We start from the raw sequence: 17,080 nt of genomic DNA, 5'->3' as shown, positions 1-17,080 counted from the left end.
CCTCCGCAGGGCGGGTATCGCCGGACTTCCATTTTAGGCCGAAACCTCCTTTTGTTCCTGACCGGCAGATTTTCGATTCGCCTCCGGTGAATCGGCAGCCCGAAGCCCCCCGCTTGGCAATTTTCAATTCTTAATTTTTAATTGCGCATGCGCCTGGCGTCTTCGGCATAGGCGCGTTCGTTGGCCGAGCGGACCGTGTCGCCGCAGGAAGGGTCCTCGCGCGGCTGCGTGGAGGTCGGCGCGGCCTGCCGGCGGGCTTCGTCGGCCGCAACAGCCGAACGGCTGCGCAGAGCCTGCACCTCCCCGTCGAAATGGAGAACGTTGCGGTCGGCGGGAAGCGCCGGGCCGGGCCGCAGACCGATATTGGCCAGCAAACGCTCCCAGCCCCGGGCGATATTCCGCGCCAGCGAGGACGCCGGCTGCTCCGCAGCTTCGACCACTTTGTCGGCCAGTCCCGCCGCAACGGCCTCCTCGGGTGCGAGCCAGCGGCCGTTGCCGTTGTTCTCGGCCATCAGGGCCTCGAACTCCGCGGCCGGACGCCCCGAACGGGATGCATAGACCGCGGCGATACGCGCATCGGTCTGGTGCAGCAGGTCGATCTTCCCGGCGATCTCCGCGGCATTTCCCTCGGTCGAACAGATGGCCGTGTGGATCAGATAGAGGGCATTGGCCGACAGGAGACGGCACCCCTCCGACGCCGCCTGGGCGATGATCGTCGCAGCCGAGGCCGTATAGCCGTAACAGCGGGTCGTGACCCGCGCCGGGAGCTGCCGGAGCGCGTCGTGGATCAGCAGCGCGTCGTTCACGTCGCCGCCCGTCGAGCGGATGTTGACCACCACCTCCGGGGCCTCGATCTCCGCAATGCGCCGCAGGGTGTCGCGGAAACGCTCGTAGGTCGCCACCCGGGCGTCAGGCTCTTCGAACTGCCACTCCTCGGGTACGCCGATGGTCCCTTCGATGTCGATCTGGCAGACCCCGGCCGTGTTGTTGATTTGAATTTCCGATTCCATGATTAATGTTTGTAAGTGTTGTAAAATGCGTTGCGCACCTTCTCGTAAGAGCAGCAGAGTTTCCCGGCTGTGACCTCGAAGGCTTCGCAACGGGACATGCCCTCCTTTTCGAGCCGCCCGATTTCGTCACGGATCGCGCACTGTTCACACCCCCGGCGGCTGACCAGCCCCAGTTCGAACAACCGCAATACCGCCTGCCGGGTCGTAAGCCCCCGGACCTCCCGAAGCACCGCTTCGGCCAACAGTTCGTCGTGCCGCGTCATCAGTCTTCCATGAGGCGGTTGAACGTGCAGCGCACCGAGGCTTTCGCCGGGTCGTAGTCGCCGACGGCGTGCAGCGCGGCCCGCACCACGCCTGCTCCGGTGTCGATGCGGAAGACCGAACGGATGTCCGGCGCTCCCGTTCCGGGCGTCAGAAGGGCTTCGAATTCGTGAGGCGCGAGCCGCAGCGAGAGGATGATCCGCTCACGGGAGGCCTCCCGGCGCACCTGCCCGTCGTAGAAGCGGTGCAGCCCCTGTTGTCCGTCGCGGTCCTCGAAACAGAGCGTGAACCCCTCCGCAGCGTCGTCCCCCGCGAAATGGAACGCCGCGAGCGGATACTCCGAACGCCCCGAAGGATACCCCCACCGCTCGTCGCCGGGCAGCGGATGCATCCCGGCGTAGCGGACGATGCGGAGTGTGAAGTTGGTTCCGTCCTCCTCCGCGTCGTCGCGGTCGCCGACCTCGGGAATCAGCGCCGACGGCGCATTGAGGTAATGCCCCGCGGCATTCAGCGAGGGACTGAACAGCGGATTGCGCAGCACCTTTTCGCCCTGCATCGCGGCGTAGGAATCCGCCGCAAAACTCCACGCCCCGAGCGGAGCCTCCTCCCCGGCGTCGAAGCGCGCCACCGCGCCGTCGCCGTCCCGGTACCGCCACGTCCGCACCTCGTGAATCTCCGGGGCGACCGGCCGCCGCTCGACAGGCTGCGAAAAGTCCGTCCTGCCGCTCCAGTCCGTCTCCGGCCCCGCACCGAAAAACTCCCCTTCCGGCTCGATCCAGACCCTCCGCGTCGCCTCCTCGGTGTAGAACCGCAGGTTGAACAGATGCGCAAGGGCATCGAGCAGTTCCGACTGCCGGATGCGGTGCTGCGCCACATCGGCGAATGCGATCCGCGACCCGAATCCCGGAGCCGAGAGGAAGCGCGGCCGCAGCGAGCACTCCTTGTGCAGGGTCAGCGCCATCCCGGGCTCCGCCCCCGCGAAGTAGATCAGATTGAAATACTTGGGCGATGCGGGCGAAACGCTCTCGGCGGCCGTGCGGAGCCGCACCTCGACCATCGTCTGCCCCGTCTCGCCGACGTAGCCGTTGTAGAGCGCCCAGTCGCCGCGGTAGGCGACCCACTGCGAACCGCTGCGGACCAGCAGCACGGGATCGGCGACGGTCCCCGAGGCCGGGGTGGTGACCTGCGCCGAACGGGCCGCAAAGTCGGTCCACACCGTGCCGGGCACGCCGTTGCGGGTGTAGGTCAGGCGGTACTGCGCCCCGGCGAGGTGATCGAAAACCAGCGCGCGGTAGGTGAAATTCGGCGCAACGGCCTCGCGGAGGTCCCTGTACCGGTTGGCCAGCTCGAACCGGAACTCGGCCCCGGGACCGAGATACACCGTATCGAAGCCCTTGAGCCGCGTCCGCGAGACGATGCGGTGGGCGGTGGTGTATTTCAGGCGGTATTCGAACCCGACGCTGATCTCCGTCGGCGGCGTGAAGACGATCTTGCCGTTGTCCGTCGAGAAACAGTTGCCGTTGTTGAAAAGCCCGTCGATCGCCTCGCCGTCGGCGTCGACGCTCTGGGGCGTGGCCGTGTCGACGATGTTGCCCACGGTGTTGGCGACGGCCTTGGGGTTGGCCGAAACCCGCCCCAGTTCGTTCGCCGCAGCCGTCGCTGGAGCCAGCCGCCGCGCCGAGAAGCCCATGCGGCCGGCCGCCGCCGTGGTGTCGCGCGAGGAGTAGGCCCCGCTCATGTAGAGCGACCGGAAAAACGCCGATTCGAAAAAGCGGCTCTTCACCTCGTAATCCGCCTCCCGAAAAATCTGCCCGACGAGCGTGGCGACGTGCAGGAACGGGTGGTAGTCCTCCACCGAGAGCAGGCGTTCCGCCGGAAGCAGGTCCGAGGAGCTGTTCTGCCGACGGTATTCGTCGCGGTGGATGGGGAAGAACTTCACCGGGGAGTCGTCCGTCCAGCTCTCGACGATCGCCGTCGGGGTCACGACATTGTCCCACGCCACCCCCAATCGGGAAAACATGCGGCGGGCGGCATTTTCGGCCCATCCGGCCCCTCCGTCGCGGATTTCGAGCGTGTACCCCTCTCCCGACGCGGCCAGCAGGCGCACCGTTCCGCCGATCAGCGCCGAACCTTCGGCCGACAGCTCCGCCGTGTGGAGCGCGTCGTTGAACCCGCCGGCGGCGTGCGGATCGCAGGCAAACCCCACGAGCGCATCGTTGCGCGGCGTCGCGGGAATCGGGATTTTCAGCGACCGCCCTTCGCGGCAAGCCTCCGGATCGGCGAGCCGTGCGGCATCGTAGCCGGGAACGGCAATGCTCCCCGCCTTCAGGTCGCAAATCTGTCCGTCGATTTTCAGTTCCATGCTGCGTGTTTTTTACGTTTGGGGCGAATGGCGATCTCCAGACAGCTCAACGTGCCGCGCCGCTGTACGACGGCCTCTTCGGTGGCGATGTCTACGGGTATATAACGCTTTTCGGTGACGATCCATGCCGCTGCCGTCGCTGTCAGTTCGGCCAGCGGCTCCAGCATGCTCCGGGTCTCGTAGGCCGATACGAGCACTATTTCGCGGTCTGTTTCCGCCGCCGCGACCACACGTCCCTGCGGACCCTCCGCCTCGCGCCTTTCGGTGCGCACGGTTGTCGTCCGCACGATGGGAAAGGTGTAGTGCTCGACCGATCCGGCGCTGCTCCGCCAAGCCAGCCGCACCTGTCCCTGAACGGCCGGAGTCACGGAATAGACGACCGTGCCGCACGTCCCGGCATCGACCGTCACACGCTCCGCGCCCGGGAAATCGCGCATGTCGAGACGAAACAGGTGCAGCCCCGCCTCGCTCGCGCGGTAACTTTCGGCCGTCGCGGTGTCCCCGGCCTCGGCCGTCACCGTCACGATGCAGGGTCCGTCGGTCAGCAGCGTCAGTTCGTCGCATGCGTCCTCCGGGATCAGACGCACGAGCGGCATCGAGGTCCGCAGGCCGGGCGTTCCGGGGGCGTCGCCGGGCAGAAACGTGCGCGCCGGAGCGACCGCCGCGGCCGCTTCCCCATCCGTCCCGGCAGCCTCGACGACGGCCGTGACGGTCCGTCCTTCGGCGGGGTAAAATCCGGTCCGCCCCGTTGCGGGCGTGAAATGCAGCCGTCGCCGGAGGTAGGGCGCCGCATCGAACGCGGCCTCGGCGACGGCCGCAAAACGTTTTGCACCCAGCAGCGCACTGCCGTCGCCGACCGGTCCGCGCGTGCCGGCTCTGTCTGCACCGCCGGGCGAGACCGCCGCGCCGATTCCGGCTGCGGACCCGGCCGCCGCATCGACGATGCGGATGTCGATGTTTCCGGCCGTCTCCTGACTGACGGCGTAGCGGAGTTCCCCGCCGAGCGGGGCGTACTGTTGCGGAATTCGAGTAAATAGCATAATGGATTTTTAAGAGAGATGACTGTATTCATTCGCCGCAGGACACGGCGCAATGCGGCATGCGGATGCTTTTGACACTTCCGGCATCACAGGCACAGAGGCGACCGGATTGTTGACAACGGGTTTAAAACTTGTCGATAAATGGAGATAACAATTCACAAAATGCGGAAACAGAAGCGTTTCCCGATGTTGATAACTTTGCCGTCCCTGCCGGCCGGCTGTGAATCGTACGGCAAATATACGACACCGGACACCCCCTTGTCAAGACCCCGATGCACTTTTTCCACATTTTATAGAAAAACTTCGGGATTTTGTCGTACCTTTGTTTCGCAAACCAACAGTTTTACACCTTATGGATGATGGTCATAGTTCCACGTATAGCCGTCGTGTCGTGCTTCAGCACGACGCCATTCATCTATGGTATCCAGCACGAAGATAACCTCCGCGCCGGATTGCTGTTGTCCGACCCCGCCGAAACAATCCAAGCCTTTTCCGAGCACAAAGCCGACATCGCCCTGATTCCGGCCGCCGCCATGCCGTCGCTGACAGACGCGCGCATCGTCACCGAATACTGCGTCGGAGGCGTTCCCGCATCGAAGGAGGCCCTGCTCGCCAGCGACGACGCGCTGGTCGGGGCGTGGAAACCGTTCGGAAAACTTCCCTGCGCCTTCGCCGTCTGGGCGGCGCACGCCGACACGGACCCCGACGCCGTCGAGACCTTGCAGCATGCCCTGACCTACGGACTCGAACACGGCTACGAGGCGATTCTCGAATCGGCTTTCGCGGCCGATCCCGGGCGCGCCTACGCGGAACTCGCACATTTCGACTACATCTTCGACAATCAGAAAGACAAAGCGCTGAAAAAGTTCTGGAACTCGGGCCTCAAGGCGGTTCCGAGAGCCAATCCCGGCTGAAGAGCTTAGCGGACCGGAGATCCGCCTCTCTGCACGTAAACGGATTCACGAACTTTAAGAGAGCGTCTTATGATTACAATTTACCTCAAGCAATACAACAAGATCATCCGCAATGCCGACACCAAGCTCTTCGATGAACTGGGCTACGACGACATCCTGTGGATCGACATGTTGCTGCCCACGATCAAGGAGCAGAAGGCCGTCGAGAACTTCATGGAGATCAGCCTCCAGACCAAACAGCAGGTCGAGGAGATCGAGTCGACGTCGAAATACTCCGAGAACGAGAACTCCATCATCTCCAACTCCAACTTCTTCGTCCCCACGGGCGACTCGTTCATCGTCGAACCGGTGTCGTTCATCATCTCGAACGAGGGTGTGCTGGTCTCGGTGCGCAGCGCCGAGTTCCGGACCTTCCGCGAGACGGAAAAACGGCTCCAGATGAACTACCGCAGCTATTCGACGGGCTACCACCTCTTCATTTCGCTGCTGGAGGTGCGCATCGACTTCGACGCCGACCTCGTGGAGCTGATCGCCAAGCAGGTCGCGGCGCTCTCGAAGGACATCAACTCCGAGAATTCGATCGACAAGGAGGTGCTGCACCGCATCAGCGCGTTGCAGGAATCGACCATGTCGCTGCGCGAGAATATCTTCGACCGCCAGCGCGTGCTGTCGGGCATCCTGCGTTCCGAACGTTTCCCCAACGACATCTATCCGCGCCTGCAGCTGATGATCAAGGACGTCAACTCGCTGATCAACCACGCCGATTTCAGTTTCCAGCGACTGGACTACATCCAGGACGCGGCGCTGGGTCTGATCAACATCGAACAGAACGAGATCGTCAAGATCTTCTCCGTGGCGGCGGTGATCTTCATGCCCGCGACGCTCATCGCTTCGATCTACGGCATGAACTTCAAGTTCATGCCCGAACTGGACTGGACGCTGACGCTCGGCAACGGCTGGAACATCCCCCTGGGCTACATCTTCGCCATCGGGCTGATGATCTTCTGCTCGGCCCTGACGATCTGGTACTTCAAGTACAAAAAATGGCTCTGACACTTCAAGTTCCGGCAGGACGCGGATTGCACCGAAACGCACAAGGGGGCTGTATTGCATACAGCCCCCTTGTGTGTCGTCAGTACGGAGATACCTCCGGCAATCTGCAACCTATTCGTCGATAAAGTCGATATTCACCTCGCGCTGGAACACCTCCTGCAACGAAATGTTCGTCTCGGTGGTGGCGATGCCCTGAATGCGCAGAATGCCGTCGAAAATCGTACGCATGAGGTGTTCGTTGTCCACGCAGTAGAGTTTGACGAGGATGTTGCCCTTGCCGGTGATGAAATGCGCCTCGACGATCTCGGGAATTTTCCGCAGTTCCTCGACGGTCTGTTTCAGCAGCTGCGGGTCCTTGAGCGTGATGCTGATGTGGGCGCAGACGTCGAAGCCCATCATCTTGGGGTCGACGATCAGGCGGCTCCCGAGAATCACGCCCGACTCGTCGAGCTTGCGGATGCGCTGGTGAATGGCGGCGCCGGAGATGCCGCATTCGCGGGCGATCTCCAGAAAAGGCATGCGCGCATTCTTGATGAGGTATTTGAGGATCTTGCGGTCGATCGCGTCCAATGCGGTTTTAGCCATGGCAGTAAGTTATTTGATGACATTCAGTTCTTTGCCGACCTTCGTGAAGGCGGCGATACAGCGGTCGAGCTGTTCGATGGTGTGGCCTGCGGAGACCTGCACGCGAATGCGCGCCTGACCCTTGGGAACCACCGGGTAGTAGAATCCCGTGACGAAAACGCCCTCGTCCTGCAATTTCGCGGCGAATTCCTGCGACAGTTTGGCGTCGTAGAGCATCACGGCGCAGATGGCCGACTGGGTGGGTTTGATGTCGAAACCCGCCGCCATCATTCCGGCACGAAAATGTTCGACGTTGGCCACCAGCCGGTCGTGCAGTTCGTGGCTCTCCGCGAGCATCTTAAAGGTCTCGATCCCGGCGCCGACCACGGCAGGGGGCAGCGAGTTCGAGAAAAGGTAGGGACGCGAACGCTGGCGCAGCATGTCGATGATCTCCCTGCGGCCGGTGGTGAATCCGCCTACGGCGCCTCCGAATGCCTTGCCGAGCGTACCCGTGAGGATGTCCACCTGCCCGCGCAGGTCGTAAAGTTCGGTGATGCCGCGGCCCGTTTCGCCCAGCACGCCCGCCGAATGGCACTCGTCGACCATCACCAGCGCGTCGTACTTTTCCGCCAGAGCGCAGATCCGATCGAGCGGTGCGGCGTTGCCGTCCATCGAGAATACGCCGTCGGTGACGATGATGCGGAACCGCTGGACCTGCGCCTTCTTCAGGCACTCCTCCAGTTCGCCCATGTCGGCATTGGCGTAGCGGTAACGCACGGCCTTGCACAGACGCACGCCGTCGATGATCGAAGCATGGTTCAGCGAATCGGAGATGATGGCGTCCTCCTCCGAAAAGAGCGGTTCGAACACGCCGCCGTTGGCGTCGAAGCAGGCGGCGTAGAGAATCGTGTCCTCCGTACCGAAATAGTCGGCGATAACCTTCTCCAGCTCCTTGTGGATGTCCTGGCAGCCGCAGATGAAGCGCACCGACGACATGCCGTAGCCGCGGGCATCCATTGCTTTCTTCGCCGCCTCGATCAGCCGCGGATTGTCCGACAGTCCGAGGTAATTGTTGGCACAGAAGTTGAGCACCTTCCGACCTGCAACCTCGATCTCGGCCCGCTGGGGCGAAGCGATGATCCGTTCCCGTTTGTAAAGCCCTGCGGCCTCGATTTCGGCGAGTTCATGTTGCAGGTGCTCCTTGATTTTCCCGTACATATCCGTTAATTTTTTGATGAAATTCCGAGTGCAAAGTGTCGATCTGTTACAAATGTACGATAAATTTCCGAAAACAGACACTCTCCGAACGCTTTTTTCTCACGCCGGGTTACAATTTGTTATTCGCCACGCCTCCAAGGCTTCCGGGAGGTTTTTTCGGCGGCGTTTTTTTGCCGCCGCATAATTTTTTAATACCTTTGTTGCTCAAATAACAACCAGCTACCTATGAAAAAATCGTGTGTATTGGTCAGCGGCGGTGCAGGCTACATCGGCTCGCACACCTCCGTGGAACTCATCAACGCCGGCTACGACGTGGTGATCGTCGACAACCTTTCGAACAGCGACCTCAACGCCGTCGAAGGCGTGCGCAAGATCACCGGCGTGGACATCCCCTTCGTCGAGGTCGACTGCTGCGACCGGGCGGCTTTCCGCAAGGTCTTCGAACAGTACGAATTCGACTCGGTGATCCACTTCGCAGCGTCGAAAGCCGTGGGCGAGTCGGTGCAGAAGCCGCTCGAATACTACGGCAACAACCTCACCTCGTTTATGAACGTCATCGGCCTGATGCGTGAATTCGGCCGCCGGAACATCGTCTTCTCGTCGTCGTGCACCGTTTACGGCGAGCCGGAGAAGCAGCCCGTGACGGAGCAGACGCCCCGCAAGCCGGCCACTTCGCCCTACGGCAACACCAAGCAGATGTGCGAGGACATTCTGCGCGACTCGCTCGCCGCCTACCCCGGCATGAAAGGCATCGCGCTGCGCTATTTCAACCCCATCGGCGCACATCCTTCGGCGCTGATCGGCGAACTGCCGCGCGGCGTGCCGCAGAACCTCGTGCCCTTCATCACGCAGACCGCCGCCGGACTGCGCGAGTGCCTCTCGGTCTTCGGCGACGACTACCCGACGCCCGACGGGTCGTGCATCCGCGACTACATCGACGTCGTGGACCTCGCCAAAGCCCACGTGGCGGCGATCAACCGCATGGCCGGCGACAAGAACAAGCAGGCCTACGAGATTTTCAACGTCGGCACGGGCCGCGGCGTCTCGGTGCTGGAACTGGTGCACAAGTTCGAGGAGGTCAACCACCTGAAGCTCAACTACAAGATCGCACCGCGCCGTGCGGGCGACATCATCGCCATCTGGGCCGATCCCACGCTGGCGAACACCGAACTGGGCTGGACTGCCGAGCGCACGCTCGACCAGACGCTCGCCGCCGCCTGGGCCTGGGAGAAGCACATTCGGGGAATTAAAAATTAAAAATGAAAAATTAAAAATTGGGCGAGTCCCGACTCTGATAAAGTCGAGGCTCGCTTTTACAACTCACCGCAGACGTCCAAACGTTTTGGACAATTGCGGGTTGTGAAACAATTTTTAATCCCTAATTTTTAATTCTTAATTATTTACCTTATCTTTGCGCTCCCAAAGCAGGCGGAAATGGGATGCGGTCCGCAGAGTCCGCATTGAGAACCGCCGAAGGCAACACACATTAAAAAACAAATTTTCATTATGAAAACCATTTCAGTCAAGGCCGTAAAACGCGCCGATTTCGGCAAGAAGGCCGCCAAGGCGATTCGCCGCGAGGGCATGGTCCCCTGCGTACTGTGCGGCAACGGCGAAACCGAGACCTTCTCGGTAGACCCCCGCGAGATCAAACCCCTGATCTACACCCCGAACTCCTACATCGTAGAGTTCGACATCGAGGGCAAGAAAGAGCAGGCCGTGCTGCGTGAGGCACAGTTCCACCCCGTACGCGAGGAGATCCTCCACCTGGATTTCTACCGCATCGCCGAGGGCAAACCCGTATCAATCGCCATTCCGGTACGCCTGACCGGCAACGCCGAGGGCGTGAAGGTCGGCGGTAAGCTGGCCCTGTCGGCCCGCAAACTGGTCGTCAGCGCACTGGTCGAGAACCTTCCCGACGAAATCGTCGTGGACGTTACGGAACTGGGCGTAGGCAAGACCATCTTCGTCGGCGACCTCGAGTTCGAGAACCTGAAGTTCATCACCCCCGCTACGACCGCCGTCTGCGCCGTTCGCGTAACCCGTGCGTCGCGCGGAGCTGCCGAGGCTGCGAAATAAGCCGGGAATATGAAATACCTCATTGTTGGGCTGGGGAATATCGGCGCCGAATACGCCGAAACCCGTCACAACATCGGTTTCAACGTGTTGGACGCCCTTGCAGAGGCGTCCAACACTGTTTTTACCACCCAACGTTACGGCGACGTGGCCGAAGCGAAGTACAAGGGCCGGACACTGGTGTTGCTGAAACCCTCGACTTACATGAATCTCTCGGGCAAGGCCGTCCGCTACTGGATGGACGCCGGGAAGATTCCGCCGGAGAATCTGCTCGTCGTTTCGGACGACATCGCGCTGCCTTTCGGCACGCTGCGCCTGCGCCCGAAGGGGAGCGCCGGAGGGCACAACGGACTGAAAAACATCTCCGAACTGCTCGGAACGGAGGAGTATGCCCGCATGCGCTTCGGCGTGGGCGGCGATTTCCCGAAGGGGCACCAGGTGGAATACGTACTGGGCGAATGGACCGACGAGGAACGGAAGGCCCTTCCCGAGCGGCTGAAGGTCTTTGTCGACGCCATCCGGTCGTTCGCGACCGTGGGAACCCAATTGACCATGACCAATTTCAACAAGAAATAGGAAAAGCGGCTTTCGGGCCGCTTTTTTGCATTTCCGCTTTTTTTCGTTACCTTTGAGGTTGTACGGCCCTTTTAAGGGTCCGGAGGTTTTGCCGAACCGCAGGACGGTTCGGTTTTGGATACGTTCCGGCTTTTTAGTACCTTTGTAAGGAGAATTCCGACTTTATTGCGTTCTTGACATAGTACGTTGTATCGAAGCATCTGAAATTTTGGCGAATTTTATGCACAACAGATACAGCACCCCCGGAAGGGTGTGTGCTGTTTTCTGGTTGTGCAGGGCCCGCCAAAAGCCTCAGATGCCAGGATCGGCGCCGCCCTTTCGTTTTGCGCGGACCTGCCGGATTCCGCTAAAAAAAGAACCCGGCAGGATGCCTTCTTCTTCTCTTCAAATTCTTCAGGAAAAAGACGGGATTGCGCTCCTGCCGGGACTCTTCTTTTATTCCTCCTCGTCGTAATAGATCTCCTCCATCAGCCCGTCCAGTTCGCGCCGCTCCTTCTTGGTCGGACGGCCCGTACCGCGGTCGCGGACGATGAAGATCGTCTCGCGCGGAACGTTGAGTTTGTCCAGCTCCTCCTGCGGAGTAACGTTGAGACAGTAAAGAGGCACGTTTTTCGCCGGCTGACGGCTCGACACCAGATCGAGCACCTTGTAGGAATAGGTCACCTGCATTTTGCGCACGGCGATCACATCGCCGATTTTCACCTCGCGCGAAGGCTTGGCATAAGCGCCGTTTACCGTCACCTTGTTCGTGCGCACGGCATCTGCGGCATCACTGCGGGTCTTGAACACCCGCACTGCCCAAAGATACTTGTCCAAACGAATATCGTCCATATCACTTGATGTTTTGCTCCATTTTTTCCAGCAGGCTCCCCTTGCCGTAACCCTGCCATACATCCTGAATCCGGACGTCGGGAGCGATCAACACGAAATGCGGAATTTCCTTTACCCCATAACGCATCCCAAGCCCGGTATCTCCGTCTACAAGTTCGTTCCATTGGTTTCCGACCAACTGTTTTTCGGCAATAAACTCCTTCCACACCGGCTTCGGGTCTTGGCTGATGCTCACAACCGCAACCCTGCCGGCATACTTTCGTGCGATCTCTTGCAGTTCGGGAATCGCCTGTACGCACGGACCGCAGCCCGCACTCCAGAAATCGAGCAAAATATATTTCCCGATGAATTCCGCCAGGCGATGCAGATTCCCATCCGCATCGTACAGATCGCCGTCCACCAGCCGGTCTCCGGCTCCGACCGCCGGAGCCGGATTGAGATAAGCGTCAATCCGCCGGCCCATCGGAGACTGCCGCTGTTCTTCCGTCATCCGGTCGTAAAGCGCAAGCATTTCGCCCTTGTGAGCTGTACCTATTCCGAACTGCAAAAGACGGGCGCATTCGGCCAGTTTGTTCAACCAGACCCGCGTCACGGGAGCCGTCTGCATACGACGGACGGTTTTCTCCGACACTTGCCCGAACAGCTCCATATAACGGGCAAAATCCTGCTGTGTATTCAGCATGTCCTGAAACCAATTCAACTCACAGATTTGAGGTTCGACCAGAGCACAGTACATGTCTTCGTCCGCCTGCTCCGCAATGTCCGAAGCGGCCTCCCAAAGCCAAGCCTGCTTATCCTCACCACGGACCTCGATACGTTTGCCGGGGGCAACCCAAACATCGAGCGTACCGCCCCGGTAATCCCCAACCGTCACACTGATCTGAACAACTTTCGGGAAAACGACCGTATCCCGGAAGGAAAACCGACCGCCTGCCAGCGTATCCACGCCTATTCCCCGCAACATTTGCCCCTGCGGTTCATACAGACGCACTACCGCGCCGTCGGGCACGTTCTCGATTTTTCCGACAATCCGGAATTCGCCGGCGGGAACGGCGGGAGCGCAAGCCGTTGCGGCCACCGCGGCAACAAGCAGGGAGAGCGGTTGTTTCATCGGTTTTCTCCTATTTTTCGTACAACGTTTCGCTTTTCGGCCGGTCGTGCGACTGTTCGTCGTTCTGGCGGCTGACGCTCAGGATCATCCCGAAGGCGATCATCGTGAAGAGCATCGACGAGCCGCCGCGCGAAATCAGCGGCAGGGTCTGCCCCGTCTCGGGGATCAGGTTCACCGTCACCATGATATGCAGCAGCGCCTGACACGTGATCAGCAACGCAAGCCCCAGCACCAGCAATCCCGGAAAGGCGGTTCCGCACCGCCGGAATATCTCGATTCCCCGGAAGAAGACCCACAGGTAGAGCATCAGCAGCAGCACGGCCAGGATGAAGCCGTACTCCTCGACGAAAAAGGCATAGGCATAGTCGCTCTCGGGGTGGATCATCTCCACGCGCATGGCGCTCTGCCCGGCGCCTTCGCCCAGGATGCCGCCGTTGTAAATGGCGATCATCGAACGCTCCGTGTCGGAGAGGTGTTCGATGGGTTTCTCGGTCTGCGACTTGGTCCAGAGGTGAATCCACGTCGAAACGCGCCCTTCGGCGGTCTCGCTGCGCCCGAGGTTCAGCGTCATAATAACGACGATGGCCGCAACGCCCCATCCCACGAGTTTCATCAGCTCCCCGAAACGGACGCGTCCGATGAGCATCATCACCCACGACGCCAGGCACACCAGCACGGCCGACGAAGTGTGCGCCGGAAAGATCACCATTGCCGAAACGACGACCGGCAGCAGAATGGGGCGCGTACCCTCGCGCCAGATTTTTCGCTGCACGGGCGACGAACGCCACGTCCAGAACTTCCACGTCGGCACGATGCGTATCTTGTCGATCTTCGACTGCCGTCCGGCGAGCTGCCGGGCGAGGAACAGCACCGTGGCGACCTTCAGCGCCTCGGAGGGCTGGAACTGGAAGGGGCCGAGCGGAATCCAGCGGGCTGCGCCGTTGGTCGTCGCTCCGATGAAATAGACGGCGACGGTCAGCGCCACCGAAAGAAAATAGGCCGGCCGGGCCAGAAGATTGTAAATGCGGCAGTTGATCTTCTGCACGGCGACCATGATCAGCAGGCTGCCGACCAGCAGCAACAACTGCTGACGCAGGAAATGCGCCGTCGTACGGGCCGTATGGGCGTCGTAGGCCATCTTGGCCGTCGAGGAGTAGACCACCAACACCGAGATCACCGCCAGCGCGGCGACGATGATCCACAGCACGCGGTCGCCCGTAAAGAGGCGGAACCCCGATTTCCCGGCCGTCTCCGTCCCGCAGGCGCACTCCTCGCCGGAGGCCGCGTCACCGCTCCCCGAAGTCCGCCTGCCGCCGCGCGGCGCAGCGTCGCGCGCCGCCTCCGCCGTCGCCCGGTCGTCGTATCTGCTCTCGTCCCGCACCATCGGCTATGCTTTTTCTTCGACCCAGTTCTTGAACAGTTCGCCGCGGTTCTCGTAATTCCGGAAAAGATCGAAACTCGCGCAGGCAGGCGACAGCAGCACCGCATCGCCGGGACGCGCCGCGGCCTTCGAGGCCGTCATGGCCGCTTCGAGCGAATCGGTCGAGACCACCTCCGGGACCACGCCCGTGAACTCCCGGACCAGTTTGGCGTTATCGAGACCCATGCACACCAGCGTGTGCACCTTCGCCCGGGCGAAGGCCTTCAGCGGCTCGTAATCGTTGCCCTTGTCGGTCCCGCCGGCGATCCACACCACGGGGCGCGTCATGCTCTCCAGCGCATAGTAAACCGAATCGACGTTGGTGGCCTTCGAGTCGTTGATCCACAGCACGCCGTCCTTTTCCGCCACGGGTTCGAGCCGGTGTTCGACGGGCGCGAAGGCGTAGAGCGATTTGCGGATCTTCGCCGGGGCGACGCCCGCCGCAAGGGTCGCGAGGGCCGCGGCCATGGCGTTGTAGGCGTTGTGAAGCCCCTTGATCTGCAACTTTGCGGTGTCGATCTCCACCGACGCCTTGCCGGCCGTTGCGGTGAATTTCCCGTCGCAGAGAAACGCGTCGCCCGCACCGCTCGCCACGGCGTTTTTAGCGGCGAAGGGCAGCTGGCGCATCCTCAAATCGTACTTCGGAATCTCGTTCCAGATCACCTCGTCATCGCCCGAGTAGACGAACCAGTCGCGCGAGGTCATATTCTGCACGATTCTCATTTTCGAGTCGGCATAGTTCTGAAAACAATGGTCGTAGCGGTCGAGGTGATCGGGCGTAATGTTCATCAGCACCCCGACATGCGCCCGGAACCGATACATTCCGTCCAACTGGAAAGAACTCAATTCCAGTACATACCAATCGTAGTCGCCCGTAGCGACCGACCAGGCGAAACTCTCGCCGATGTTGCCGCCGAGGGCGACGTTCATCCCCGCGTCGCGCATGATCTTGTAGATAAGCGACGTGGTGGTGGTCTTCCCGTTCGATCCGGTGATGCAGATACATTTGGCCTTGCCCATATAGCGGCCCGCGAACTCCATTTCGGAGATCACCGGAATGCCCGCCTCGCGGATCTTGCGCACCATCGGGGCCGTATCGGGAATGCCGGGCGACTTGACGACCTCCGTGGCCGCGAGGATGCGCTCCTCGGTGTGGCCGCCCTCCTCGTAGGGGACCTCCCATTCGTCCAGCTTGGCCTTGTAACGGTCGGCAATGCGCCCCGCATCGGAGAGGAAGACCCCGAACCCCTTCTTTTTGGCGAGGATCGCGGAACCGTAGCCGCTGATTCCCCCGCCCAGAACGACGATCTGTTTCATATTATCTTATTTTCAGCGTTACCAGCGTAATGGCCGCCAACAGCAGCGAGATGATCCAGAAACGGAGAACGATCTTGGTCTCGAAGATGCCCTTTTTCTGGTAGTGGTGGTGGACCGGAGACATCAACAGGATGCGACGCCCTTCGCCGTAGCGGCGTTTGGTGTACTTGAACCAGCCGACCTGCATCATCACCGAGAAGCTCTCCACGAGGAAGACGCCGCACAGCAGCGGCAGCAGCAGCTCCTTGCGGATGCAGAGCGCGAAAACGGCGATCACGCCGCCGATGGCCAGCGAACCCGTGTCGCCCATGAAGATCTGGGCCGGGAAGGAGTTGTACCACAGGAAACCCACCAGCGCCCCCACCAGCGCCGCGGCGAAGACCACCATCTCGCCGCTGCCCGGGATGTACATGATATTGAGGTAGTCGGCATAGACGATGTGGCCCGAAAGATAGGCCAGCACCCCCAGCACGGCGACGATCGGGACCGAAACTCCCGTCGCCAGACCGTCCAGGCCGTCGGTGAGGTTGGCGCCGTTCGACACGGCCGTCACCACGAAAATCGCGACCAGCACGTAGAGAATCCATGTGGCAACGGAGTTTCCGCCCGTCAGCCATCCGTAGTCGAACTCGTTGTTTTTGACGAAGGGGATGGTCGTCTGCGTGGTCTTGAGGCTCTCGGAGCTGACGACCACGTGGCGCTGAACCGTTTCGAGCACCGTGCCGTCCTCGTTCAGATAGACCGTCTGCACGGGCTGCGTGACCTTCTCGCGCACGACGATGTCGGGCGAGAGCCACATGGTCGTTCCGACGATGACGCCGAGGCCCACCTGCCCCACGATCTTGAAACGGCCCTTCAACCCCTCCTTCCTGTGGCGGAAAACCTTGATGTAGTCGTCCAGACCGCCGATCAGGCCGAGCCAGACCGTCGACACGAGCAGCAGCTGGATGTAGACGTTGTCCAGCTTGCCGAAGAGCAGCATCGGGACCAGGATGGCGACGAGAATGATCACGCCGCCCATCGTGGGCGTGCCTTTCTTCTGCAACTGGCCCTGAAGCCCGAGGTCGCGGATCTCCTCGCCGATCTGCTTGCGGCGCAGGAAGTCGATGATCGAACGTCCGAAGATAATGACGATCAGCAGCGAGAGGATGATGGCTGCCGCGGCGCGGAAGGAGATGTACTGGAACATTCCCGAGCCGGGGAGGTCGTAGGCCTCGTCCAGGTACCTGAATAGATGGTAAAGCATGGTTTCAATTAAAAATTAAGAATGAAAAATTAAAAATTACCATACGGTGGCATTACGACAAGCGAACAAATGAAAAACAAT

At 60.9% G+C, this 17,080-nt stretch carries 16 protein-coding genes; 5 read left to right on the top strand and 11 right to left on the bottom strand.

The features are described 5' to 3' along the window. Positions 1-137 precede the first annotated feature (137 nt). From NQ492_RS07845 to NQ492_RS07830, 4 genes are read right to left on the bottom strand one after another with little or no spacing between them, the layout of a single operon-like run. The gene (locus NQ492_RS07845; protein ID WP_015546849.1) at positions 138-1,010 is read right to left on the bottom strand and encodes a Clp protease ClpP; all 873 of its coding nucleotides are present in this window, start codon (positions 1,008-1,010) and stop codon (positions 138-140) included. 2 nt (positions 1,011-1,012) lie between these two features. Further along, positions 1,013-1,273 carry a hypothetical protein gene (locus NQ492_RS07840; RefSeq protein WP_015546850.1) on the bottom strand — a complete coding sequence of 87 codons (261 nt, stop codon included), beginning with the start codon at positions 1,271-1,273 and terminating at the stop codon, positions 1,013-1,015. Further along, a complete protein-coding gene (locus tag NQ492_RS07835; RefSeq protein WP_015546851.1) occupies positions 1,273-3,633 on the bottom strand; it encodes a hypothetical protein in 2,361 nt (786 codons plus the stop codon). The genes NQ492_RS07840 and NQ492_RS07835 overlap by 1 nt, the downstream gene beginning before the upstream one ends. Beyond that, positions 3,624-4,673 carry a hypothetical protein gene (locus tag NQ492_RS07830; RefSeq protein WP_015546852.1) on the bottom strand — a complete coding sequence of 350 codons (1,050 nt, stop codon included), beginning with the start codon at positions 4,671-4,673 and terminating at the stop codon, positions 3,624-3,626. Before NQ492_RS07830 ends, NQ492_RS07835 begins: the two co-directional genes overlap by 10 nt. Before the next feature lie 356 nt (positions 4,674-5,029). Here NQ492_RS07830 and NQ492_RS07825 point away from each other — a divergent pair, with 356 nt between their 5' ends. Both NQ492_RS07825 and NQ492_RS07820 read left to right on the top strand, forming a co-directional pair. Further along, on the top strand, positions 5,030-5,587 hold the full coding sequence (locus NQ492_RS07825; protein WP_118406358.1) for a type 2 periplasmic-binding domain-containing protein: 558 nt from the start codon (positions 5,030-5,032) through the stop codon (positions 5,585-5,587). Between the two features lie 69 nt (positions 5,588-5,656). Further along, entirely contained in the window at positions 5,657-6,640 is a 984-nt protein-coding gene (locus NQ492_RS07820) for a magnesium transporter CorA family protein (RefSeq protein WP_015546853.1), read from the top strand. Between the two features lie 111 nt (positions 6,641-6,751). Here the strand turns inward: NQ492_RS07820 and NQ492_RS07815 are convergent, their stop codons facing one another. Together NQ492_RS07815 and kbl are read right to left on the bottom strand one after the other, a co-directional pair. After that, on the bottom strand, positions 6,752-7,225 hold the full coding sequence (locus NQ492_RS07815; RefSeq protein ID WP_022061173.1) for an Lrp/AsnC family transcriptional regulator: 474 nt from the start codon (positions 7,223-7,225) through the stop codon (positions 6,752-6,754). Positions 7,226-7,234: 9 nt separating this feature from the next. Continuing rightward, a complete protein-coding gene (kbl, locus tag NQ492_RS07810; RefSeq protein ID WP_015546854.1) occupies positions 7,235-8,422 on the bottom strand; it encodes a glycine C-acetyltransferase in 1,188 nt (395 codons plus the stop codon). Positions 8,423-8,647: 225 nt separating this feature from the next. Between kbl and galE the strand changes: the two genes are divergently transcribed. The 3 genes from galE to pth all read left to right on the top strand — a co-directional run bounded on the left by galE (position 8,648) and on the right by pth (position 11,074). After that, the gene (gene galE / locus NQ492_RS07805) at positions 8,648-9,679 is read left to right on the top strand and encodes a UDP-glucose 4-epimerase GalE (RefSeq protein ID WP_149886975.1); all 1,032 of its coding nucleotides are present in this window, start codon (positions 8,648-8,650) and stop codon (positions 9,677-9,679) included. 249 nt (positions 9,680-9,928) lie between these two features. Further along, positions 9,929-10,501: a 50S ribosomal protein L25/general stress protein Ctc gene (locus NQ492_RS07800; RefSeq protein ID WP_015546855.1), complete on the top strand. Its 573-nt coding sequence runs from the start codon at positions 9,929-9,931 to the stop codon at positions 10,499-10,501. Between the two features lie 9 nt (positions 10,502-10,510). After that, on the top strand, positions 10,511-11,074 hold the full coding sequence (pth, locus tag NQ492_RS07795; protein ID WP_015546856.1) for an aminoacyl-tRNA hydrolase: 564 nt from the start codon (positions 10,511-10,513) through the stop codon (positions 11,072-11,074). 435 nt (positions 11,075-11,509) lie between these two features. Here pth and NQ492_RS07790 read toward each other — a convergent pair whose 3' ends face one another. From NQ492_RS07790 to mraY, 5 genes are read right to left on the bottom strand one after another with little or no spacing between them, the layout of a single operon-like run. Next, positions 11,510-11,905 carry an RNA-binding S4 domain-containing protein gene (locus tag NQ492_RS07790; RefSeq protein WP_015546857.1) on the bottom strand — a complete coding sequence of 132 codons (396 nt, stop codon included), beginning with the start codon at positions 11,903-11,905 and terminating at the stop codon, positions 11,510-11,512. 1 nt (position 11,906) lies between these two features. Then, a complete protein-coding gene (locus NQ492_RS07785; protein WP_015546858.1) occupies positions 11,907-13,016 on the bottom strand; it encodes a TlpA disulfide reductase family protein in 1,110 nt (369 codons plus the stop codon). Between the two features lie 10 nt (positions 13,017-13,026). Further along, positions 13,027-14,400: an FtsW/RodA/SpoVE family cell cycle protein gene (locus NQ492_RS07780; protein ID WP_138265709.1), complete on the bottom strand. Its 1,374-nt coding sequence runs from the start codon at positions 14,398-14,400 to the stop codon at positions 13,027-13,029. A gap of 3 nt (positions 14,401-14,403) precedes the next feature. Further along, positions 14,404-15,753 (bottom strand): UDP-N-acetylmuramoyl-L-alanine--D-glutamate ligase, encoded by a 1,350-nt coding sequence (gene murD / locus NQ492_RS07775; protein WP_022062120.1) that lies wholly within the window; start codon positions 15,751-15,753, stop codon positions 14,404-14,406. A 1-nt stretch (position 15,754) separates the two neighbouring features. Continuing rightward, on the bottom strand, positions 15,755-16,999 hold the full coding sequence (gene mraY, locus NQ492_RS07770) for a phospho-N-acetylmuramoyl-pentapeptide-transferase (RefSeq protein WP_015546861.1): 1,245 nt from the start codon (positions 16,997-16,999) through the stop codon (positions 15,755-15,757). Positions 17,000-17,080: the final 81 nt, after the last annotated feature.

The organism is Alistipes shahii WAL 8301 (assembly GCF_025145845.1).
Classification (GTDB): domain Bacteria; phylum Bacteroidota; class Bacteroidia; order Bacteroidales; family Rikenellaceae; genus Alistipes; species Alistipes shahii.
The sequence above is the reverse complement of the archived record's forward strand: the minus strand, read 5'-3'. Positions and strand labels throughout refer to the sequence as shown.